The sequence below is a fragment of the Pandoraea sp. PE-S2T-3 genome (assembly GCF_002179965.1).
In the GTDB taxonomy this organism is placed as follows: Bacteria; Pseudomonadota; Gammaproteobacteria; order Burkholderiales; family Burkholderiaceae; genus Pandoraea.
Genome location: NZ_NGUQ01000013.1, coordinates 70,983 through 92,053, shown reverse-complemented (window position 1 = coordinate 92,053; position 21,071 = coordinate 70,983). Strand labels below are relative to the sequence as shown.

The 21,071-nt window shown below is 64.0% G+C and carries 18 protein-coding genes; 8 read left to right on the top strand and 10 right to left on the bottom strand.

Going from position 1 to position 21,071, the window contains the following annotated elements; genetic code table 11:
• Positions 1–28: 28 nt before the first annotated feature.
• Positions 29–2,224 carry an exopolysaccharide transport family protein gene (locus CDV46_RS09605; protein ID WP_087686238.1) on the bottom strand — a complete coding sequence of 732 codons (2,196 nt, stop codon included), beginning with the start codon at positions 2,222–2,224 and terminating at the stop codon, positions 29–31.
• 205 nt (positions 2,225–2,429) lie between these two features.
• Between CDV46_RS09605 and CDV46_RS09600 the strand changes: the two genes are divergently transcribed.
• From CDV46_RS09600 to CDV46_RS09585, 4 genes are all read left to right on the top strand, one after another.
• Positions 2,430–3,146 (top strand): polysaccharide biosynthesis/export family protein, encoded by a 717-nt coding sequence (locus tag CDV46_RS09600; RefSeq protein WP_087686237.1) that lies wholly within the window; start codon positions 2,430–2,432, stop codon positions 3,144–3,146.
• Positions 3,147–3,249: 103 nt separating this feature from the next.
• Positions 3,250–4,542, top strand: coding sequence for a hypothetical protein (locus CDV46_RS09595; RefSeq protein WP_087686236.1), 1,293 nt, complete (start codon positions 3,250–3,252; stop codon positions 4,540–4,542).
• Complete coding sequence (locus CDV46_RS09590) at positions 4,520–6,226, top strand: glycoside hydrolase family 44 protein (protein ID WP_087722414.1); 1,707 nt, start codon at positions 4,520–4,522, stop codon at positions 6,224–6,226. Before CDV46_RS09595 ends, CDV46_RS09590 begins: the two co-directional genes overlap by 23 nt.
• A 1-nt stretch (position 6,227) precedes the next feature.
• A complete protein-coding gene (locus CDV46_RS09585; RefSeq protein WP_249277352.1) occupies positions 6,228–7,604 on the top strand; it encodes a lipopolysaccharide biosynthesis protein in 1,377 nt (458 codons plus the stop codon).
• On the opposite strand, the gene CDV46_RS09580 is transcribed toward CDV46_RS09585, so the two are convergent.
• The gene (locus CDV46_RS09580) at positions 7,605–8,534 is read right to left on the bottom strand and encodes an NAD-dependent epimerase/dehydratase family protein (RefSeq protein ID WP_087722413.1); all 930 of its coding nucleotides are present in this window, start codon (positions 8,532–8,534) and stop codon (positions 7,605–7,607) included.
• Positions 8,535–8,547: 13 nt separating this feature from the next.
• Positions 8,548–10,251: an FAD-dependent oxidoreductase gene (locus tag CDV46_RS09575; RefSeq protein WP_087722412.1), complete on the bottom strand. Its 1,704-nt coding sequence runs from the start codon at positions 10,249–10,251 to the stop codon at positions 8,548–8,550.
• A 221-nt stretch (positions 10,252–10,472) separates the two neighbouring features.
• Between CDV46_RS09575 and CDV46_RS09570 the strand changes: the two genes are divergently transcribed.
• Positions 10,473–11,294 carry a WecB/TagA/CpsF family glycosyltransferase gene (locus tag CDV46_RS09570; protein ID WP_087722411.1) on the top strand — a complete coding sequence of 274 codons (822 nt, stop codon included), beginning with the start codon at positions 10,473–10,475 and terminating at the stop codon, positions 11,292–11,294.
• Positions 11,295–11,376: 82 nt separating this feature from the next.
• On the opposite strand, the gene CDV46_RS09565 is transcribed toward CDV46_RS09570, so the two are convergent.
• Positions 11,377–12,792 (bottom strand): undecaprenyl-phosphate glucose phosphotransferase, encoded by a 1,416-nt coding sequence (locus tag CDV46_RS09565; protein WP_249277351.1) that lies wholly within the window; start codon positions 12,790–12,792, stop codon positions 11,377–11,379.
• 253 nt (positions 12,793–13,045) lie between these two features.
• Complete coding sequence (locus CDV46_RS09560; protein ID WP_058376263.1) at positions 13,046–13,561, bottom strand: glycine zipper 2TM domain-containing protein; 516 nt, start codon at positions 13,559–13,561, stop codon at positions 13,046–13,048.
• A 441-nt stretch (positions 13,562–14,002) separates the two neighbouring features.
• Between CDV46_RS09560 and CDV46_RS09555 the strand changes: the two genes are divergently transcribed.
• Complete coding sequence (locus CDV46_RS09555; protein WP_087686231.1) at positions 14,003–15,481, top strand: MFS transporter; 1,479 nt, start codon at positions 14,003–14,005, stop codon at positions 15,479–15,481.
• Between the two features lie 109 nt (positions 15,482–15,590).
• Here the strand turns inward: CDV46_RS09555 and CDV46_RS26785 are convergent, their stop codons facing one another.
• Both CDV46_RS26785 and CDV46_RS09545 read right to left on the bottom strand, forming a co-directional pair.
• Positions 15,591–16,382 (bottom strand): hypothetical protein, encoded by a 792-nt coding sequence (locus CDV46_RS26785; protein ID WP_140413334.1) that lies wholly within the window; start codon positions 16,380–16,382, stop codon positions 15,591–15,593.
• 190 nt (positions 16,383–16,572) lie between these two features.
• Positions 16,573–17,046, bottom strand: a complete 474-nt coding sequence (locus CDV46_RS09545) for a CBS domain-containing protein (RefSeq protein ID WP_087686229.1) — start codon at positions 17,044–17,046, stop codon at positions 16,573–16,575.
• A gap of 609 nt (positions 17,047–17,655) precedes the next feature.
• Here CDV46_RS09545 and infA point away from each other — a divergent pair.
• Entirely contained in the window at positions 17,656–17,877 is a 222-nt protein-coding gene (gene infA, locus CDV46_RS09540; protein WP_058376259.1) for a translation initiation factor IF-1, read from the top strand.
• A gap of 303 nt (positions 17,878–18,180) precedes the next feature.
• Here infA and CDV46_RS09535 read toward each other — a convergent pair whose 3' ends face one another.
• The 3 genes from CDV46_RS09535 to CDV46_RS09525 all read right to left on the bottom strand — a co-directional run bounded on the left by CDV46_RS09535 (position 18,181) and on the right by CDV46_RS09525 (position 20,230).
• Positions 18,181–18,477, bottom strand: coding sequence for an acylphosphatase (locus CDV46_RS09535; protein ID WP_087686228.1), 297 nt, complete (start codon positions 18,475–18,477; stop codon positions 18,181–18,183).
• Positions 18,478–18,654: 177 nt separating this feature from the next.
• Complete coding sequence (locus tag CDV46_RS09530) at positions 18,655–19,767, bottom strand: metallophosphoesterase (RefSeq protein WP_087722431.1); 1,113 nt, start codon at positions 19,765–19,767, stop codon at positions 18,655–18,657.
• Between the two features lie 142 nt (positions 19,768–19,909).
• Positions 19,910–20,230, bottom strand: coding sequence for a nucleotide pyrophosphohydrolase (locus CDV46_RS09525; RefSeq protein WP_058379925.1), 321 nt, complete (start codon positions 20,228–20,230; stop codon positions 19,910–19,912).
• A gap of 461 nt (positions 20,231–20,691) precedes the next feature.
• Here CDV46_RS09525 and CDV46_RS09520 point away from each other — a divergent pair, with 461 nt between their 5' ends.
• A complete protein-coding gene (locus CDV46_RS09520; RefSeq protein ID WP_249277350.1) occupies positions 20,692–21,045 on the top strand; it encodes a 2Fe-2S iron-sulfur cluster-binding protein in 354 nt (117 codons plus the stop codon).
• The last annotated feature ends 26 nt before the right edge of the window (positions 21,046–21,071 follow it).

The following is a 21,071-nucleotide window of genomic DNA, read 5'->3' as shown; positions in this document are numbered from 1 at the left end:
GAATCCGAATCCGAGTCTGGGCCGGTGGCTAGAAGAAGCGGTAAATCGCTGCGGGGATGTACCCGCGGCGGTGCGTGAGCGCCACGCCGATCAAGTGTCCGCCTGCATCTTCGACCTGCGACTTGAGACCGGCGATGACCGGCTTGCGAGTCGATTCGGCACGCACCACCAGGACCGTTGCGTCCGCCAGCGATGCGTTTTCGATGCCGGTGAAGGACTGGCTCGACGGCGGGGCGTGCACGACGATGTAGTCGTGCGACTCGCGCAGCGCGTCGAACAATTGGGTCACCTGCTGCCACGAGGACGGAATGCCCCCGCTGCGCGGTTGCGCCACGACGATATTGTGACGATCGACGCGGGTAAATACCAGCGTCTCGAGCGTGCCCGTGTTGACGATGGCGTCGGCGCTGGCCGTATCGCTGCCGCCGCTACCGGCGCCATCTGGCCACGCCAGCAGGCCCTGAGCGTTGGGCTTGCCGTACAGCGGCGCACCCGGCGTCGAAGCGAAGTCGAGAATGGCGATCGGCTTGGCCGAGCGGTGTTCGAGTTCGACCGACAGCCCCTGAATCACGGCCGCCTGACCGTCGTTCTGGCTCGCTGCCAGCACCATGACGACCTTGGCGTGGGCGTCGGTGCTGCTGTTGATCGCCGCGATCATGCGGCCATAAGCCATGTAGGCCGGGCGACTGAGGGTTGGCTCGGCGGCCGCTGCGGCCGCAGGGCTTCCCGCACCCGCTGCTCCCGCCGCTGCGGCAGTCACGCCCGCACGTCGTTCTGCGCCCAGCATGACCGGCGCGTTCACCACCGGCAGCAACAGCGCACGTTCGACCTGTTCCGGGCTCAGGAACGTTTCGCGCAGGCTGGCGAGGATCAACACCGTCAGTGCCGAGATCAGCAGACCGGCGGCAACGGCGGCGGCGATCACCAGACTGGCGGCAACGCTGCGCTGCGACGGCGGGAACGGGGCCTGAATCACGCGCACGTTCGTGCCGTTGATCTGGCTGGCCTGACCTTGCTGCACGCGGGCCAGCTCGACCTGACGCGAGCGCTCCTTGAAGCTGTCGGCGAGGATGTCGCGGCGCGCCTGCAACTGGCTCAGCTGGCTCGAGACGTCGCTCAGGCCTTGCAGCTTGGTGCGCGTGTCCTTGATCTGCTCGTCGAGCGCCTTCTGCTGCGCCAGACCGCCCGCGATGCTGGCGTTCAGCACGGACAGACGCTCCTGCACCACGTCGTAGTAATTGTTATGACCCAGACGCGTCGCCGTCATCATCTGCTGCTTCTGGCTCGCGATATTCGCGCGCATATCGGCAATCTGCTTGTCGATGTTCTGCACGAAGGGCGACGTCGGCAGATAGCGTGAGGCGAAATCGGCGCGTTTGGTCTCGAGTTCCGACAGCGTGGTCTGCATGCCGTTCAGCGCACGGCTGGCTTCCGAGTCGTCGGTATAGATCGGAATGGTCGAGCGCACGTCCTTCGTCGAGGCCTGCATCGACTGAAGCTCGCTGCGGTCCTGCAACAGCTTGGCGTCGGTTTCCAGCTTGCGCTGCACCAGTTGGCTTTCGAGTTGCACCGCGCGCGAGGTCTGGTCGTCGATCTTGACGATGCCGTGCTTCTTCTGGAATGCGAGCAGATCGGCGTCGGCCGTGTCGAGTTGCTTGCCCACGTCGTCGCGCTGACTCACCAGCATGCTGACCCGGCCCGACGTGAAGATCGAAGCGCGCTGACGGAAGTATTTGTCGAGCAGCCGGGCCAGCGCATCGGCGGCCACCTTCGGATCGGTATCCGAATAAGTCAGCGTGATGGTGTTGGCGAGGTCGTTCTGCTCAATATGCAGCTTGCGCTCGAAACTCTGCAACTCGCGGTCGATGTCACGCTCGGTGGCAGCCGGTCCGAGCTTGGACAGGACGACATCGCGGTGCAGCTCCGGGCTGGCGAGAATCTGCGCTTCCACACCGTTCAACTGGCCGACCGGTGGCTGGAGCGCCACGCCGGCGTTGGCGTTGTTGGTCTGGTCGTAGTAGCCGGCGTTGAGCACCAGCAGCGTGGCTTGTGCGCGGTACGGAATAGGTACCAGCAGGGCTATCAGAATGCCAAGAGCGACGATCCCCAGAAATACTGCCGTCGCAATTTTTCGGTAATAGAAGAAGGTATTGAGATAGTCCCGGATCGTCAAATCGACGACAGCGGCGTGCCGGTCAGGCCTTGTTCTGGTCGTAATTGCCATAAGGGTGCGAGTAGCGGTAGCGTTGCCGGGCCATCAAGTGTGGCTTCAAGGCGCATATCTTACGGAAGATCGTCCCCCTAAAGTCTCCCAAGAAGCACTTTTTTCCCCTAAATCCGACAAACATTCTTCGCGCTTGGCGAGAACGCTCAAGTGCACTAGAGTACGGTCCAAACCGACCAATCCCGGCTTCCTGCCATCATTACCGATGAACATTTTCCGCCCGGCCTGCGTTCTGGCACTGATGACGCTGACAGCCTGTTCCCATACCTGGGTTGACACGAAATACCAGCAGCCGGCCAGTTTTGCGACGTGGGTCGACGCAGCACCGTCCCCCTACCGCCTGCTGCCGGGGGACGATATTTCCGTTGTCCTGCCGTTCAACATCGAGCTCAACTACAAGGGCCGCGTCGCGCCTGACGGCACGATCGCGATGCCGTTTGCCGGCAACCTGCCTGCCGCCGGCAAGACGCTTGCGCAGTTCGGCGAGACCGTCGACCGGGCGCTGGCGACCGGTGGCATGGTCGCGAATGCCCGTGCCCAGATCGCCGTCACCCAAACGGCCGCACACATCTTTGTGGGCGGCGAAGTCGGCAAGCCGGGTGAGTTGGCACTCACGCCGGGCATGAGCGTCATGCAGGCGATCATTACCGCGCAAGGCCTGCTCGACACGGCCCGCACCGGCGAGATCGTGCTGATTCGCCGCAGCCCGGACGGCCGTCCGATGCTGCGCACCATCGACGTCAAGGCACTGACGCAACAGGGCGACCCGGCGCAAGACATCGTGCTGACGTCCAACGACACGATTTTCGTGCCGAAGTCGTCGATTGCCGAAGTGGATCTCTGGGTCGACCAGTACATCAACAAGGCACTGCCGTTCAACAAGAACGTGAACTACGACATCAACGGCGCACGTTCCTTCTGATCGTTCATGACCGGCTGTCGCAGGGACACTGCGACAGCCGGGTTTGCCAAGCTTACTCACCGAATTCAACCGCTTCGTGACAGCCGGGTCGCACTCCCTCGAAATGACAGCCCGCCACGCCGATGCACCGGTGGGCGAACTGCCGCCCGTCTTTGCCGACAGCGCCTCGCGGTCCTATGTGATCTGGTGCCTGGTGCTGGTGCTGCCGATGTTCGGCCAGACCTTTCACTACATTACGGCGCTGTATCCGCTGTGGGCCTTGTCGAAAGCGTTTCCGGTGCTCACGCTGCCGCTGGTCCTGCGTCTGGGCAGTCAGCCGCGCTTCCCCATGACGCGGCAGGTGCTGCTGAGTTTCGCGTGGCTGCTGATCATCCCGAGCTTCGCGGCCGTCATCTATTTCAACGAGAGTTTCTTCGTCAGCCTGACGGCGCAAGTCAAACTGCTGCCGATTCTGTATTTCTTCTCGTTTCTCGCGCTGCTGCTCATGCTCAAGCCGACGCTGGGCGAGCTGGGCCGGAGCTTCGTGATTCTCGGTGCGGTCGTGGTCGGTGCGTTGATCCTGATGTGGCTGGTGGTGCCGTCCAGTTGGTACAAGGAAACCTACGTTTTCGGTCAGGCGCCGTTCTTCACCGCCGACAGCCGGGGACACCGTATCCGGATGTCGATGTATTTCCCGTTCATCCTGCTGTTCTTCTGCTACCGCCGCGCCTATTTCGAGCGGAGTTTCCGGTATCTCGTCGGCGTGCTCGTCGGACTGGCGGTGGCGCTGCTGATCGTGAAATCGCGCGCACTGGCCATCGGCATCGTGGCGGTGCTGGTCATCAACACCTTTGTGTGGGCCCGCCCGCGTGCGCGGATCGGGCTGCTGCTCGTGGTGCCCGTGGTGCTGGCGTCGGTGTTCTCGATGGGCTATCTGGCGACCATTTTCAGCGCGGGCGCCGAGACCGGCTTTGATACGCGCCGCATTTCCGCACAACTGGCGACACGCTTCCTCGGTAACGAGCCGATGCGCTGGCTGTTTGGCGTGGGCACCATCAGCCCCGCGAGCGGCGATAGCCTGATCGGTTACTTCCACCACTTCTTCTTTCTGGCGGACATTACCTGGCTGGGGATCGTGTTCGAGTTCGGCCTGATCGGTGCGCTCATCATCCTGGCCCTGCAACTGCGCGGACTCTTCTTCTACCGGCGCCTGCGCGCGGAGGTCGAAGACGACTTCCTCGGTGCGCTGTTCGACTATTTGAAGTTTGTTCTGCTGGCCTCGTTCTTCTACCCGCCGACGCTCGCGCCGGGCGAAACTGCCGTCATTCTGGCGATTTTTGCCTATATCTGGCGCGCGGGCGGCTTCGATCGGCGGGCCGATCCCCGGAGTTTCCATGCGCGTTTTGCGGCACCGTAGCCCACGCTCCCGTTTGATTCAACTGGCCGGGGTGGCGCTGCTGCTGTCCGCCGCAGCGTGCACCAAAGCCACACCCGGTGAGTTGCTGCCGGTCGCCATCGCGGTGGATGCGGCGGCAAACCGTCATCCGATCAATCCGTATGTCTACGGTATCAACTTCGGCACGACAGCGATGTTGCAGGACCTGCGCGTGCCGCTCAATCGCTCGGGCGGTAACAGCGCTTCGGCCTACAACTGGCGGCTCGACGCGCGCAACGCCGGGCGCGACTGGTACTACGAAAGCCTGCCGGTCAATCCCGCCGACATCAACGATCAGTTTGGCGACCGGTTTGTCGCGCTGACGAAGGCGGGCGGTGCGACCCCCATCGTGACGATCTCGATGCTGGGGCGCGTAGCCACGTTGTCGCGTGCCCGTGAGCGTCTCGCCAGTTTCTCGATCGCCAAATACGGTCTGCAACAGAATCACGACGTGGACGGGATGACCGACGCGGGCAACGGCATTCTGCGCGACGGTACACCGGTCGTGAATGATCCGAACGACGCCACGGTGCCCGATGACCCCGGCAGCCAACAGGCACGCGTGGCGGCGCTGGTGCAGCAGTTCGGGCCCGCGCGTGCGGGTGGCGTGCGTTATTACGCGATGGATAACGAGCCGAGCCTCTGGCAACTGATTCATAACGACGTGCATCCGACAGGCGCGCACGCGAGTGAGATCGCCGCCAAGGTGATCGCCTATTCGCGTGCCGTGAAGGCAGCCGACCCGGGCGCGCAGGTGATCGCGCCCGAAGAGTGGGGCTGGAACGGCTATCAGTACAGCGGCTTCGACCAGCAGCATTCCATCAAACATGGCTATGCGCAGGCGCCCGACCGCCAACGCGAGACCGGTGGCATGGCTTACGTGCCGTGGCTGCTGGCGCAGTGGAAGAAAGCGGGCCGTCCGGTCGATGTCTTCAGCCTGCACTTCTACCCGCAGAGCGGTGAGTACGAGGAAGCGCCCACCGGCAATTCGTCCACGATTGCGCTGATGCGAAACCGTTCCACGCGCAATCTGTGGGACCCGAATTACAAGGACCCGACGTGGATCAACAGCGTGGTGGCGCTGATCCCGATGATGCGTCAATGGGTCGACACGTATTACTACCCGGGCACGCCGATCGCCATTACCGAGTACAACTGGGGCGCGGATACACGCATGAACGGGGCGACGGCCCAAGCGGATGTGCTGGGCATTTTCGGCCGCGAAAAGCTGGATATGGCGACGCGCTGGGGCACGCTCGATCCGTCGATGCCGGTCTACAAGGCGATCAAGCTTTACCGCAACTACGACGGACACGGCGGTGCGTTCGGTTCGACCAGCGTGGCGGCCACTGTCCCCGATCCGGATACCGTCTCGGCGTTCGCGGCTTTGCGTGATGACGGCGCGATGACCGTGGTGGTCATCAACAAGCAACTCGATCGTCCCGCACAGACCGCGATTTCGCTGGCCAATTTTGCGGTCAGCGGCGCAGGCGAAGTCTGGCAGTTGGTGAACAACGAACTGACGCGCGCCCCTGACGTCGCGGCCACCGACGGTGCGCTGCGCGTCGATTTGCCGCCGCAAAGCATCAAGCTGCTGGTGTTGCGAGGCGCGGCGCAGCCTGCATTGAAGCCCGCAGGCAAGCCAACCTCGAAGCCGGCGAATTGATATGACCGACACGCGCCCGCCGCCCGCCAAGACCGGGGCTTCGATGATTCGCGGCAGCGTGATCAGCCTCGGCGTACGCCTGCTCGATCTGCCCAGCCGCTACGGTTTTCACCTGCTGATCGCTGCGGCGCTCGGCGTGGTCGAGACCGGCAATTTCTACATCGTGTTCAGCACGATGGTGGCGCTCGCCGGGTTTGGGCGTCTTGGCGTCGATCAGGCGCTGACGCGGCAACTCGCCATGGACGTGGCATCGGGGCAGTTCGGTGCCGTGCGCCCGACGATCCGCCGTGCGCTCTGGCTGGTGGTGCTCACCTCGGTCGCCGTGTCGGTGCTGCTCGCCGCCGGTGCCGCGCTGTTTGCCGACGATATTCTCCGCAAGCCGGGCCTCGCCTTGCCGCTCATGCTGGGGGCGCTCTCCTTCGTTCCGCAGAATCTCGGTGCCGCCGTCGCCGGGGCGCTCGCCGGGTTGCAGCGCGTGGGCTTCAGCCAGATGATTTATTCGTGGCTCTGGCCTGCCATCTTCTGCGTGGCCGTCATCCCGCTGGTTGTCACGGGCCACCTGACGGTGATCAATGCCTTGATACTGATTGCCGCGAGCTTCACGCTCACGGCGATTGTCGGTGCGGTGCTGCTCCGGCGGTTTCTGCGCGATGTGCCGAAGCAGACTCTGACGAACACCGCGCCGTCAGCGGCACCGCATCCTGCCGCCAAGGGGCTGCTCAAGACGGGGTTGTCGCTGTTCTCGCTCGAACTCACCAAGCTGCTGATCACCTCGGCGCCCGCCATCGTGCTGGGCATCGTCGCGTCGTCGCGCGAGACCGGTTTGTTTGCGCTTGCGTGGCGCTTGGCGCTCGTCGTCAATCTGTTGATCAGTGGCGTGACAGGCATGGCCGCACCGCGCTTCGCCAGTCTGTATGCGCGTCACGACACGCCGGGGCTGGAGCGCAGTGCGGCGCAAGCGATCGGGTTGGTGCTTTGTCTGGCGCTGCCGGTCACGGTGGCGATGCTCGTCATTCCGCAGCACCTGCTGGGCCTGTTCGGGCACGGCTATGACGATGGTGCGACCGCGTTGCGCGTGCTGGCGCTCGGGCAGATTGCCGCTGCGTGCTTTACTGCCATGCCGGAACTGCTCGGGATGACGGCACACACGCGGGCGCTTATGCGGATCAACGCCGTGTCGGTGGTGGTGCTGCTGGCCGGGTTGGCGTTGCTGGCACCGTCAGGCGGCAGCGTCGGCGCCTCGGCCGCCGCATCGCTGGCGATTGCCGTGAATGGCGCGGCCGCGACGTGGGCCGCGCATCGACTGCTCGGGGTGTCACCGCTCGCTGCGCTGCGGCGTTGGGTGACAGGTCTTCTCGCCCGGAAGGCGCGCGGCTAATTACGCGCGCGTGGCTTCTGCCTTGACGGCGTCGCGCCAAGGGGTCCAGTTGAGGCCAAAGGTTTGTTCGGCTAACTGAGCATCGAGGCAGATGTCTTGCTGCCAGAGCCGGGCGAGCGACGGCGGAATCGGCGGCGGCAGGTTTTTCAAGCCGACCTTGCGGCCTGCGATCTCGGCGATCTTGAGGGCAGGGCCCAAGAGCTTCGTTTCGAGCTTCAGTTGCTTTGCCCCGATGCGCTTGACCGGCGTCGCGCCCAGCGCTATCGCGTAAGCGGTGAAATATTCGTTCCAGCGCGGGGCCTCAGCCATGGCGAGGTTATACGCGCGCCCACCCGCGCCCGGCGTGCGCAGTGCACTCAGTGCCGCGCTCACGACATCGTCCACATGCACCAGATTGCTGTGCGCATCGCCCGCGACGCCGAGGTCGCCGAGACGGCCTGCGCGCAGCAACTCCGCGATACGCGCGGACCACTGCGGGCTGCCACCTCCGTAGACACAGCCCGGGCGCAACAGCGTGACGCTCGGCAGGCCTGCGAGCGCTTTTTCCGCTTCCACCTTCGCGATGCCGTAGGCGCTTTCACCCGCGAGTGTCGCCGTCTCATCGATATGTCCTTCGACGCCGCCATACACCGCCATCGAACTGAAATACACCACAGGCACCGGCGTGGTGCGCGCGTTCAGGGCATCGCGCAACGCATGCGCGTTGGCCACGATGGTTTCCGGTGAACCAGCCACGCAATTGACGAGACCGTCGACGTCTTCGAGGGCGGCACCGAGCGAGGCGGAGGAGAGGGCGTCGACGACGCGCAGCCCCGGGCCGGCGCGGCGCGAGGCGGCGACCGGTTCGGCCCAATCACTGGCGGCAAGTGCCTGAACGACGTGGCGGCCGATAAAGCCGGTCGCGCCGGTAACGAGGATGCGGGCTTTCATGTGGCGGACGGACTCACGAAGAAGTGGACGGACTGGCTGACGGCGGCATGGGCAAGTCGGAGACGTTCCCCTGCTGCTGGAGATGATCGGCAAGGCGCAGGGCCATCGCCACGATGCTCAGTGTGGGGTTGGCCTGCCCGGAGGTCGGGAAGACCGCAGCGCTCGCGATAAAGACGTTGTCGGTCTCGTGCAAGCGGCAATCGGCATTGACCACGCTGGTCTTCGGGTCGAGGCCCATGCGCGCGGTACCGATATGGTGGCCGCCGTAAGCGCCGTAGCGCGTCATTTCGGCTTCCACTTCGGACGGATCGTACGAGAAGCGGCCGACGCCGGTGCGTTCGACTTCCTGCGCGAGTGCTGCGAGTGTCCGGGTCACGGTCGCCACGTCTTCATCGCAGTAGCGCCAGTCAATGTGAATGCGGTGCTGGCCCAGCGTATCGACGGTGTCGCCCAGCATCACGCGGCTCGCCGGGTTCGGCGCTTGCTCGGCATGGAAGTCGAGACTGAAGCGCAGGTTGGCCGGGCGCACGATGATCGACGGGAATTTGCGGGCCGCCAACGTGCGCTTGAGCGTCCAGTGCGTCAGGAACCGAACGGTGTTCGGCGCATCGACGATGACGTTGCGCAAGTGCGCGAGCCAGTTCGCGAGCGAATTGTCGGGCGAGTCGCCATAGAGGCGCTTGGCGTATTCGTAAGGAACGATGGGGCGTGCGAGATACAGCGACGACAGAATGCCGCTGCCATGGCCCGCTTCGGGAATGCGCGGGTGGTGCAGCCGCGCGACGAAGTTGCCGACCCGGAGGTCGTGCTGAGCTTGCGGGCGCAAGGCGAAACGGCGGCGGCAGTAGATACCTTCGTCCGAGACTTCGTAGCCGTGGTACACCGACGCTGCTGCGGCGAGGTCCATCGTGCCGATGGTGCCGGCGATGTGGCACATGTAATAGCGGCCTACGACGTCGTGCGCATTGCCGAGGCCTTGACCGCTGGCACCCGGGCTATCGAGCAACAGTCGCGGGACTTCCAGACCGCCGGTGGCAAGTACGTATGCACGCGCGGCGACCGTAAAGACCTTGCCATCCAACGTGCGGACTTCGGCCGGGCCGACCAGACGTGCCGTGTCGTCGCGCTGTGGCAGGCGGCACAGGTTGGCGTGCTGCACGACGCGCACGCGTCCCCGGGCCAGACGCGCCCGATAGCGGCCGCCAAAATCGGTCGGACAACTGAATCGTTCCAGCGTATTCGTGGTGAACAGATCGCTCTCGAAGTTGCCGATCATCGGCGGCGACGGCTTCGTGAATGCGCGCTCGGCGGTGTAGGCGAACTCACCGGCCTCGCACAACGTATTGGCCTGTGCGTACCACGGCATCAAGTCGTCGAGGGCGATTGGCCAGCCGCTGTGCGGCATGTAGTCGCGCGCTTCGAAATCGATGGCATCGAGCGGCATGCAGCGTCCGCCCCAGAGCGTGGTCGAGCCGCCGAAACGGCGTACCCGGTAGCTCTCCGTAGGGGGATGAAGACGCGTGTCGGCGACGGTGCCGTCGTAGAGCGCCTGCGTGGCGGGCTCGGGGGTGTCGCTGCCGCTTTCGAGCAGGATGACGTCGAGTCCGCTGGCTTCAAGTGCCAGCGCAAGGGTGATGCCGGCGGCACCTGCACCGGCAATGCACAGGTCGGCTTGCAGGCAGGTGCCGGAAGGAATGTCGTGGGCGTCGAGAATCATCGTCTGCGGCAACTCGCGGCGTGCTTACGGCAGTTAGGGAAAGGGCAGGACGGATAGCCGCTGCGATGGTAGCTGATCCACGACGTCAAGACGACGACTTTCCGCAACAAGTGCGCGCGCGTGTGGCGAAAAGTGTCACTGACGTCATAGGCCCGCTGATACTATCGTGCCTGCCACCCGAACGGATCCGGCTTCGCCGGACGACAGGAATACGATAGGTCATGACCAGTGACACGGATCTGAACGCCGCACCCGTCACGCGCTCGCGCGACGTCTTCGAACCCAGCGTTGCCCTGTTCGGGCTGAATCTCGCTGCGGTGCCTTTCGACACCGCCGTCGATGTGCTCGCACATGCCAGTGTGCAGCGCGACGGGCGCGCGCGAATCGTAGTGACGCCGAACGTCGATCACATCGTGCGGCTCGATACACAGCCCGAGTTCAAGCGCGCCTATGCCACCGCCGACTATCTGTTCGCCGACGGTATGCCGATCATCTGGGCCAGCCGCCTGTTCGGCACACCGTTGCCCGGACGCGTGACTGGCGCAGATTTGCTTCCCGCGCTTTGCGACCGCGCCAGTGCGACGGGCGGCAAGGCAGTCTTTGTGGGCGGTCATCCCGAATTTGAAGCCCGAATTCGCGAAGGGCTCGCTGCGCGCTTCCCGGGGCTGGACTTCACGCTGATCGTGCCGTCGATGCGCTTCGATCCGACGGGCCCCGAAGGCGATGCGATTGCGGAGCGTGTTCGCGAGATAGCGCCCGATTTGATTTTCGTGTGCGTAGGCATGCCGAAGCAGGAGCGCTGGGCGATGGCCAACGCAGGCAACATGCCGGGTGGACTGATGCTGTGCGTGGGCGCTGCGATCGAGTTCGCCGCCGGGATGCAGCGGCGTGCACCGAAGTGGATGCAACGCACGGGCTCCGAGTGGATCTGGCGCATCTTGCAGGACCCGGGCAGGATGTGGCGGCGCTATCTGGTCGATGACCGGCGCTTTGTCGGCATCTGCTGGCGGCAGTGGCGCAGCATGGCGCGTAGCGGGCGCTAGGGCGCTAGCCGCTAGCCGGCGCAGCACGTGCCTGCGCCGAAGCGCGCGCAGGCACTGGCGCGCTAAAAGACTACAGCGCGGACTACAGCGCGTTGTGTCCGGTGACCATGACCGGAATAGTCTTGAGCAGAATCTTGATGTCCAGCCACAGCGACCAGTGAGTGATGTAGTAACGGTCGTACTCGACGCGGCGCTGCATCTTGTCGGGTGTCTCGGTCTCACCGCGCAGGCCGTTGATCTGCGCCCATCCCGTAATGCCGGGCTTCACGCTGTGACGCAGCATGTAACCCGGAATCAGACGCCGGTACATCTCGTTGTGCTCTTCCGCATGCGGACGCGGGCCCACGAGACTCATCGCGCCCCCCAGCACATCCAGAAGTTGCGGCAGTTCGTCGAGCGACGTCCGGCGCAGATGCCGGCCAAGTGTCGTGATGCGACTGTCGCCCGCGTGTGCCTGACGCAACCCGCCGGTCGCCGCTGCCGCCGCATCCTCAGGTTGGACGACACGCATCGAGCGGAACTTGCGCACGATGATCGGCTGGCCGCGTTCGCCATAACGGCGTTGACGGAACAGGATCGGACCCGGTGAATCGAGCCGTACGGCGATCGCGATGCCGATCATGACCGGCCACAGGAAAAACAGCAGCAGCGACGCCCCGGCGATATCCATGCCGCGTTTGATCATGCGCAGGAAGCCCTGCACGGTGATGTCATGCAAAGCGAGCAACGGTACACCGGCCAGATCGGTGCCGGTCAGCGGCAGATCGCCGGGGAAGCGGAACTCGGGCAGCAGGTAGATGGCAGCCGTCGAATCGTACAAGCGGTTGACGATGTCGGCGGTGAGTTCCTTGTTGTCCTGTTGCCCGATGGCGATGAAGACGATTTCGTAGCTGCTGGCTTGAATATGCGCCGCCGCGTCGGCATAACGGCCAAGGTAGGGCGGCAACACTTCACCGTCTTCCGGCTCGACAGGCGCGTCGTTGTAGTAACCGGCAACCTGAATGCCGAGAATCGGCGAGCGGCGCAGGCGCAGATTCAGCTTGCGCGCCTCGGGGCCGAAGCCGAAGAACGCCGCGCGGCGCTGATTGCCCGGGGCATTGTTGATGCTGTGGGCCGCACCGCGCAACGCGGCCAGCCCCAGCATCTGCAACGGCAGCGCGAGCCCCGCCCATTCGGCGAGCATGACGCGCACGTCTTCCGGACGGTCATAGGTCAGGAACAGCAGCACGATCATCGTGAGCAGCACCCGGCACCAGCGCATGGCGCCGCGGCCGAGCATCCACTTGGCATCGCGGGCGCTGGCCAGCAGATGGAAGCGGGCAAAGACGATGAAGGCTGCCACACCCAACGCGCTGACAAGTGTCAGGCCGTACGGGGTATAGGGGTTCTGTCCATTGAATAGCAGGACAGCAAAGAAGGCGCCGGCATTGAGTACTGCACTAATGCCGCCGACCACCGCCATGAAAAGCCGATGGTGATAAGTCGTCTGGGTCGACATGACGGATGCGAAGGGTTGCGGTAACTGACGGATTCGACAAAGTTCCGGAACGGCGCACAGCCCTCCGATGGTCGCGCGTATCTTATCAGGCCAAATAGTCTTTGCGTATGGCGCCTGACCCCTCGATCGACGCGACTGTGTCGCGTTTGACACGCCTTGAAAATAAAACGCCCGCCGGGCAAAACCGGCGGGCGTTTCACTGTAGCGAATCGGACTCGGCCCCTTGCAGGCCTTCCGATATTTCGTGCTTAGCTTAGTACGGATACACCGTGTCGTTGGAGACGGCAGCACGTTGGCCCTGTTGCACACGCAGCGGCGGGGCTTGGGTCACGGTGGCGACGCGGCCATCGTCCAGACGCACGGTAATGCGGTACAGCACGTTCGGCTGGCCCATGCCGTTTTCGATGCGGTTACCTGCGATGGCACCGACCACCGCGCCACCGATGGTGGTGGCCGTGCGTCCGCGTCCGCCGCCGATCGTGTTGCCGAGCAAACCGCCGGCGGCACCACCCAGCACCGTACCGAGAATGTTCGGGCTGTTATTCGCGCCGTTCATCTGCTCGATCGATTCGACCCGGCCATACAGCGCGCCCTGCGGTGCCTGCTGCGGCGGTTGCTGATAGCCCTGCTGGTAGCCCGGCTGTTGGTAACCCGGTTGCTGATAACCCTGTTGGTAACCGCCACCGTATTGCTGGCCCGGTGCGACGCAACCGGCGAGCAGGACTGCGGCCAGTGCCGCGCTGATTCCCGTAAGTGCTTTGATCTTCATTTTCAGTCGTTCCTCGTGAGCGTGAGGTAAATGCGCCGTCACCATGGAGGTCGGTGACTTCGCGCACTATGTGCCACATATCTTGCGACCACGTCGCGGAATGTAGGGTTCCGCAGACATTCGTGCTGTAAGAAACGGTAAGCATTTGTAATGGCGCCGAGCCCGGTGCGGCGCGGGTTCGCGCGGATCTCGCCGCTTTTGAAGCATGCCTCGATCATATTCCCATGGGGTGGGACTTGGGGTCATGCCCTGTCAATGCGGGTGGGGTGAGGGGAAGCCACTATATATGGCGGTGATAAGTGGATGATGTTGCTGGTAAATTCGCAAAATATGCCGGTTGGCGCGGGAATCGTCTAAGCATATAACCAGAAAGCACTTGGTTGACACGGTACCAAGCGGTAACATCGCGACCTTTCGTCCCTGCTTTCCCGGTTCCGCATCATGTCTGTCGACGTTTCCCTGTCTCCTGCCGCGTCTGCTCCCGCAGCGACTGCGGCATCTACGGCTGCCCGCCCTTCCGGCCCCGCTGTCATCCGCTCGGCGGGCGACGTAGCGCAGCTCGTCAACGAAGGCGGCGCGCGTGTCTCGAATGCCCGCTGGATCGTGGCCATCGCCCTTGGCGGTGTGTTCCTCGACGCTTACGATTTGGGCGCACTCGCTTTCGGTCTGAAAGACGTCGCCCGCGAATTCAATCTCACGCCTGCCGGCACCGGCATGGTCGCGTCGGCGATCACGTTCGGCGCCATCGTCGGTGCGTTTCTCGGTGGCTATTTCACCGACCGCATCGGCCGCTATCGCGTGTTCATGGCCGACATGCTGTGCTTCGTCATCGCGGCCATCGCCTGTGCGTTCGCGCCGAACGAGTACGTGCTCGCCGGTGCGCGCTTCGTGATGGGGCTGGGCGTCGGTATCGATCTGCCCGTGGCGATGGCGTTCCTCGCCGAGTTCTCGAAATTGAAGGGACGCGGCAACAAGGCGGCGCGCGTGGCGATGTGGTGTCCAACGTGGTACGCCGCGATCTGTGCGTCGTATCTGCTCGTGCTGCTGTGCTACTCGGTGCTGCCGTCGTCGCATAGCGCGCTGCTGTGGCGGATCATTCTCGGCTTCGGCGCGATTCCGGCGCTGGCCATCATCGCCGTGCGCAGCCGTTACATGAGCGAGTCGCCGGTGTGGGCCGCGAATCAGGGCGATCTGGAAGGGGCCGCGAAGATTCTCAAGCGGTCGTATGGCATCGATGCCGTGGTGGCTGCCGACGCCGAGCGTGTGACGGCCAAACGGCCTGCGGCATGGAGCAACTATGGGGCGTTGCTGCGCGGTGTGTATCTGCGCCGCACGACGCTCGCGACCATCATCGCGGTGGCCTCGTCGTTTGCGTATAACGCGGTGGCATTCGGTTTGCCGGTGATTATTGCGAGTTTCCTCGCGCAGTCGATGCTCACGACGATTCTGATGTCGCTGGCGCTCAACCTGCTGTTTGCGTTCACGGGTGGTTTGCTCGGCGTGCGTCTCGTGCCGAAGGTCGGTGCTTGGAAGTTGACCGTCATCGGTTATGCCTTCCAGTTGACCGCACTCGTCGGGTTAGCGCTGGTCGGCAAGCCCGCAGGCGGGGTGCAGGTGGCGTGGGCGTTGGGCTTTCTCGCGCTGTTCCTGCTGGGGCAGGGCTTCGGTCCGGGCGCGCACTCGATGACGTTTGCGTCGCTGAGCTACCCGACGTCGCTGCGCGGCGTGGGCGTGGGCTTCAATCAGACGCTGATGCGTTCGAGCTCCACCGTGTCGCTGTTCCTGTTCCCGGTGCTCGCGGCGGCGCTGGCGACCAAGGTCTTCTGGGTGATCGCGATCGCCCCGGCTGTCGGACTGCTCGCGCTGCTGGCGATTCGCTGGGAGCCGTCGAACTACGACGTCGACGCCGAAGACTTCTGATTCGCCTTTCGCGTCAGTCGAGTGGGCGCAGCGGTGGTCTTGCCGCTCGCCCACGGTGAAATTTTCTGCGACGTCGATTGCGAAGGTTTCTGCGAAGTTTTTTGATGTCTCAACGCATATCCGGCGAGAACAATCGTTCTCGCTTCATGAACGGGTCGATGTCTGCGGCCTGGTTGCGATAGCGCGCGCAGCGCTTCTTGCCATTCATCTCGATACATTCCCGGGTGCCCAGTGGGTTGCCGCCTTCGCGCGTCGCCGATGGGCCGCTGACGGACGAGCGTCCGCTACCCAACGCATTGTCGAACGCACGCTGCGCGGCCGATCCGGGGGCGTTGGCATCGTCTCCGGCACCGGCGGGGCGATGCGACTGATCGGTAATCACACGCTCGGCGGATGCCGCCGGTGCCGAGGCCCGCGAGGGAGGTAACTGACCGACACCCCGTGCGATGTCGGCGCGCCAGTCGGGTGGCGGTACGGTGAGTGTTGGCGGCGTGATGGCGCGAGGTGAGGGTGGTTCAGGTGTGATCGGTTTGGACTGAATGCTGGGTGTGGCGGGTGCCGTTTGTGTTCTCGGCGAACGGGCGGCGGGCGAGGTCAAGGATTGCGCCGGTTGAACGGATTTCGTGCTGGCCGGCGGGGTCACCGGCGCCGGTGTTGTTATCCAAGTCACCCGCATCGAAGGCCGTTGCGTGTCGTCGCGCAGGTCCGGCAAGTCAGGCAGCCATTCACGCAGTGCCATCCCCGCGAGCCCATGGACGACCAGCACGGCAAGCGCCATCCAGCCGATACGGCGACGCCAGCGCGCACGATCGATTTCGCTCGCACGGGGCGCGAAGGTTGCGAATGTCGGGGCAGCGAGGGAGGGGGCGATGGCGGGCGCGAATGGAGAGAGGGGCGGCAAGGTCAGGCGTCGCGACGCCAGGGGCCGTCAGGGAAGTGCATTCTGGCACACCCCCGTGTCGGGTCGCAGCGCAGGATGTTCGAGGCGAAATGAAAAGGGCGCTTCAGGGGAAGCGCCGGGAGGTTCAGGCGAGGTGCGAAGGCTCGTCAGCTCCGCCTTTGACGGGTGGCTACCGGCCCATGATTCGTGATCAGTTGGGGCGAGGTGTGCGGGTGGCAAGTGCGGCGCCGCCGCCCATGATGTAGTTTTCGAGCTGATCGATGGTGAACTGTTGCTCGGAGATGATCGCCTTGACCAGATCGCCGATCGACAGCAGGCCGACCAGTTCGCCGTCTTTCATGACCGGCAGGTGGCGAATGCGGTGCTCGGTCATAAGCGACATGCACTCTTCGTTGGTCTGTTCCGGGCTCACATAACGCACGGCGGAGGTCATCACGTCACGTACGGGGGTCGTGACCGACGTCCGGCCCATGAGCGCCACTTTTCGCGCGTAGTCGCGCTCGGTGAAGATGCCGATGATCGTGCGGTCGTCCTCGCTGACCAGTACCGCGCCGATGCGCGCTTCTGCCATCAGGGTCAACGCATCGAGTACCGAATCGGACGGGCGCACTTTATATACCGTGTCTGCCGACTTGGACTTCAGGATCTGAGCGACTGTTTTCATGGTCATCCTCCTGCGGGGTACGGGTACTTACAGCATAGTAGAGGCCACGTTGCGCGTCACGCCCGCGTTGTCCCGGAGGGCCGGCCCGGTGGAATGCCGGAGGAATCCGGGAGAAGCACGCTGGGAGGCGGGGGCGCTGGATGCCCCGAATGATGCATTGCGCCACAAGTTGACGACAAAAGCCTCCAAAATGGCACAATCCGGACAACTTTTCCCCACGAGCAACACAGATAGGGGTATCCTAGCGGGATCGGCGAAAATTCGCCGATCATCGCCTGACGATCGCGAAATGCTTTATCGGCGCCGCTGACAGCCTTGTCCTGCGAGCCGAATCACTCGCTGTGCCGATGGCGCGGACCGACCGGTCTCCGCCCTCCCGACACGCACTGCTCGTCATTGTGGCACTGCCGCAATGTGCCTTGCTCCTTCGAACTCTCGCCGCGTTTCGGTGCGCCGCCATGACAGTCATGGCAGGTCCGCCGGGTAGGCTCGTTTGGCTTCGATGGATGCCCTGCAACCCACAGGGCGTGGCGACGGTATTGGCGAACGAACCTTCAGTAACACCGGTGCTGCGCTCATCGCGAGCGGCACCTACAAGAGGACACGATATTGGCCAAGGAAGAATTGATCGAATTCGGCGGAAAAGTCGAAGAGGTATTGCCGGACAATCGCTTTCGCGTCACGCTTGAAAATGGCGTGGGCGTGATTGCGTACGCGAGTGGCCGTATGCAAAAGAACCGCATCCGTATTCTCGCGGGTGACCGCGTGACGCTGGAAATGTCGCCCTACGATTTGACGAAGGGCCGCATCAATTACCGTCACAAGAATTAAGGTCAGCGCTCAAGTCTGACCGGCGCGCCAAGCGTTGCCCGTCAAGGGCATAGCCATGGCGCGCATAGAAGCGATGCGCAGCGACTCGATGGTCGCTGCTCGTCACTTCGAATCTCTCAAATCCCCACTCGTTGCATCCCGTGTGTGCGGCCGCCATTAGCGCGTGACCGACGCTCACGTGGTTCGTTCACGTGGTTCGCTCCCGTTTCGTACCTGCGTCCTGTTGTTGCGCCTGTTGGTGCACACTTCTCAGCTTCCGCAGCTGCCCCAGCTTTCCCTGCATCCCCAGTACTTCCCGCTTTCTCAGAGCTGTTCGAAACGGTCAAAGCGACGGCCGGTGTATTCCACTTCGCTCTCGAAGTCGAGCACGCGTGCGGCGGGCGGGCCGCGCCGCATCCATTCCAGCATCTTGTCGACCTGCTCGGGCGTGCCTTGCACGACGGCGATGATGTCGCCCTCCGGCAGCGCCTGCACCCAGCCGCGAACGCCGATCAGATGGCCCTCGCGTACGGCGGCATGGCGGTACCCGACGCCTTGGATCTTGCCGCGCAGGCGCACGGCAACGGTTTCAAGCGCGGAGGCAGGAGGCAATGACTTCATGGCAGCAAAGACGAGTACGGAGATTGAATCGCGAAAACGACCGCAGGCGCGGCGACGGAATACGCGGAATGCGCAGAACGCAACGGAATGCGGTGGCGGAGGGCGATTGTAGCCTCATCGCGTGTCCGTGCCTGCCGAACGCTGCTCAAACGGCACCCAATCGTCACTGAACGCCAATCAGACCTTCCCCGGCACCAGCCGGATGCGCGTAATTTCGGACGGCGCCCCAAAGCGCTTGGGCGGGCCCCAGTAGCCAGTGCCCCGGCTTACGTAGATCGCCAGACGTCCCAACCGGTGCAGCCCATGGACGAATGGCTGCTGGAGCGGCACGAAGTACATCCACGGCCAGAACTGGCCGCCATGCGTGTGGCCCGACAACTGAAGATCGATGCCCGCTTCGGCCGCTGCCGGTGCGCTGCGCGGCTGATGCGCGAGCAGCACACGCGGCACATCCTCCGGCGACCCTGCGACAGCCGCTTGCGGGTCGGTGCGCTTCTCCGGATCGAAATGATGCGCACCGAAATCGGTGACGCCCGCCACCGTCAGCGCAGCCCCTTCGTGATCGAGCACGACGTGCTGATTTTCGAGCACCGTCAGGCCGATACGGCGTAGTTCTTCCACCCACGCCGGCGCTCCCGAGTAGTACTCGTGATTGCCTGTGCACACATAGGTGCCGTGGCGTGACTCAAGTCGGCCTAGCGGCGCGATGTGGTCGCGCAACGCGGGCACGCTGCCATCGACCAGATCGCCGGTGATGGCCACGAGATCGGGCTTCAATTCGTTGGTCGCGTCGACGATGGCGTCGATGTAGCGGCGGCGAATCGTCGAGCTCACGTGAATGTCGCTCAACTGCACGATCGTGAACCCCTTGAGTTCCGGCGGCAGATTGGCGATCGGGATATCGACGTCAACCACGCGCGCGAGCCGCCGCGCGTTGTAGAAACCCAGCACCGTCGAGGCGGCAGTCAGCAGCAACACGATGACGGCGGAGCGCGTCACGAGCTGCGCGTCGAGCACCGAGAACGCCATCGCCACGCCGAGCACCACATCGCGCAGCAGCGTGAGCACGAACAGCGATGAGAAAATGCCGACCGCCATCATGCCGGACCAGTTCAGCAAGGTGGCGAGCGGCTCGCGCTGGAGCGCCCGGCTCATCAAGCCGAGCGGAATCAAGACGGTGGAGGCGATGAGCCACAACGCGCCGACCACCTTCCAGCCCATGCCGACGGGCAGCGGCGTGAGCAGCCGCCAGCCGATATAGGCATGCAGCAGCGCGATGATGGCGAGCATCAGCCAGCGCGGACGCGCAGGCAGCGTGCGGCGCGACGACTTGCCCTGGCGGTGCGCCGGGCCGTCGGTCGCCCCTGACGGGGCACGAGACGCTTGTGAAGTTTGCGACATATCGGTGTCTGTAACGGAATTGGGGGAGAGACTACGCCGGCGGCGCCGGGTACTTCTGGGCATTCATGACGAGCTTTTCGGTCACGGCGCGATTCAGATCCACGCCCAGCACCGACGACAGACGCACGAGATACATGGCGATGTCGGCGAGTTCCTGCTCCACATGGCGTGCCTCGCTGCTCGCCATGACCGCGCTGGCCTCAGCGTCGGTATGCCACTGGAAAATTTCGACCAGCTCTGCCACTTCGACGGACAACGCCATCGCAAGGTTCTTCGGCGTGTGGTGCCGATGCCAGTCGCGCGCGTCGGCAAACGCGTGCAGCGCGCCTTCCAGCCCCCGCGTGTCGATCATACGGGCATCTTCGCGCGTGTCGGGCGATGCCACATCGGCAGGCGAATCCGGGGATGACGGCACTTGGCTCATGGACGGCTGAATAAAACTGAATAAAGTTGAATAAGTTGGCGGGATGTCTAGTCGCCGCCATCGCAGAGCGTCTGCGAGACTTCGATATTGGGGCGGCAGTTCAAAGCGCAATGGCGCAATGGCGCAAGCCGAATGACTGACGGGGGCCAAGATGCTGGCGATCGACATCGTCCGGGATGCCATCGGCATCGTACTCGCGACAAAAAGCCGCAGGAACGGGTTATGGTAGCGCGTTGATGCCAGACGCGCGCTGCACCCCGGGAAGGGCCGGCACATGGGCCGTCGGTGCTCATCGTCAGTTGCCATCACTTGCCAGCAGTGGCCGCAACGCCGCGTGAATCGCGAATCATCACCTGGCATCCTTACCTTCGATCACCAACCTTCACACCGTGGACAGCTTTACCTCCGAGCCGCCGGTTATCGGTGACCCCGCCGAACCGAGCACCTATCGCGTCACGCTGCTGCCCGCCGGCTGGCAGTTCGACGCCCCGGCCGACGTGCCGCTGCTGCTCGCCGCGCAGGCCGCCGGCATCAAGTTGCCGAGTCTGTGCCGCAACGGCACCTGCCGCGCGTGCCTGTGCCGCGTGCAGAGCGCGGGCGACCCAGCCCCGGCGTCAGTGGCTTACCGCATCGAATGGCCGGGCTTGTCGCGCGACGAGAAAGCGGAGGGCTGGCTGCTGCCGTGCTGTAGTTACGCGCGTGCCGACCTCACCATCGACGCGCCCGACGCTGCGCTTTGTTAAACTTGCCGATGTCTGTCGCTCGACGA

Coding starts and splice junctions, on each gene's coding strand:
- CDV46_RS09605 (WP_087686238.1), bottom strand. CDS start 2,224: ATGGCAATTACGACCAGAACAAGGCCTGACCGGCACGCCGCTGTCGTC.
- CDV46_RS09600 (WP_087686237.1), top strand. CDS start 2,430: ATGAACATTTTCCGCCCGGCCTGCGTTCTGGCACTGATGACGCTGACA.
- CDV46_RS09595 (WP_087686236.1), top strand. CDS start 3,250: ATGACAGCCCGCCACGCCGATGCACCGGTGGGCGAACTGCCGCCCGTC.
- CDV46_RS09590 (WP_087722414.1), top strand. CDS start 4,520: ATGCGCGTTTTGCGGCACCGTAGCCCACGCTCCCGTTTGATTCAACTG.
- CDV46_RS09585 (WP_249277352.1), top strand. CDS start 6,228: ATGACCGACACGCGCCCGCCGCCCGCCAAGACCGGGGCTTCGATGATT.
- CDV46_RS09580 (WP_087722413.1), bottom strand. CDS start 8,534: ATGAAAGCCCGCATCCTCGTTACCGGCGCGACCGGCTTTATCGGCCGC.
- CDV46_RS09575 (WP_087722412.1), bottom strand. CDS start 10,251: ATGATTCTCGACGCCCACGACATTCCTTCCGGCACCTGCCTGCAAGCC.
- CDV46_RS09570 (WP_087722411.1), top strand. CDS start 10,473: ATGACCAGTGACACGGATCTGAACGCCGCACCCGTCACGCGCTCGCGC.
- CDV46_RS09565 (WP_249277351.1), bottom strand. CDS start 12,792: ATGTCGACCCAGACGACTTATCACCATCGGCTTTTCATGGCGGTGGTC.
- CDV46_RS09560 (WP_058376263.1), bottom strand. CDS start 13,561: ATGAAGATCAAAGCACTTACGGGAATCAGCGCGGCACTGGCCGCAGTC.
- CDV46_RS09555 (WP_087686231.1), top strand. CDS start 14,003: ATGTCTGTCGACGTTTCCCTGTCTCCTGCCGCGTCTGCTCCCGCAGCG.
- CDV46_RS09545 (WP_087686229.1), bottom strand. CDS start 17,046: ATGAAAACAGTCGCTCAGATCCTGAAGTCCAAGTCGGCAGACACGGTA.
- CDV46_RS09535 (WP_087686228.1), bottom strand. CDS start 18,477: ATGAAGTCATTGCCTCCTGCCTCCGCGCTTGAAACCGTTGCCGTGCGC.
- CDV46_RS09530 (WP_087722431.1), bottom strand. CDS start 19,767: ATGCTCGCCATCATCGCGCTGCTGCATGCCTATATCGGCTGGCGGCTG.
- CDV46_RS09525 (WP_058379925.1), bottom strand. CDS start 20,230: ATGATCGACACGCGGGGGCTGGAAGGCGCGCTGCACGCGTTTGCCGAC.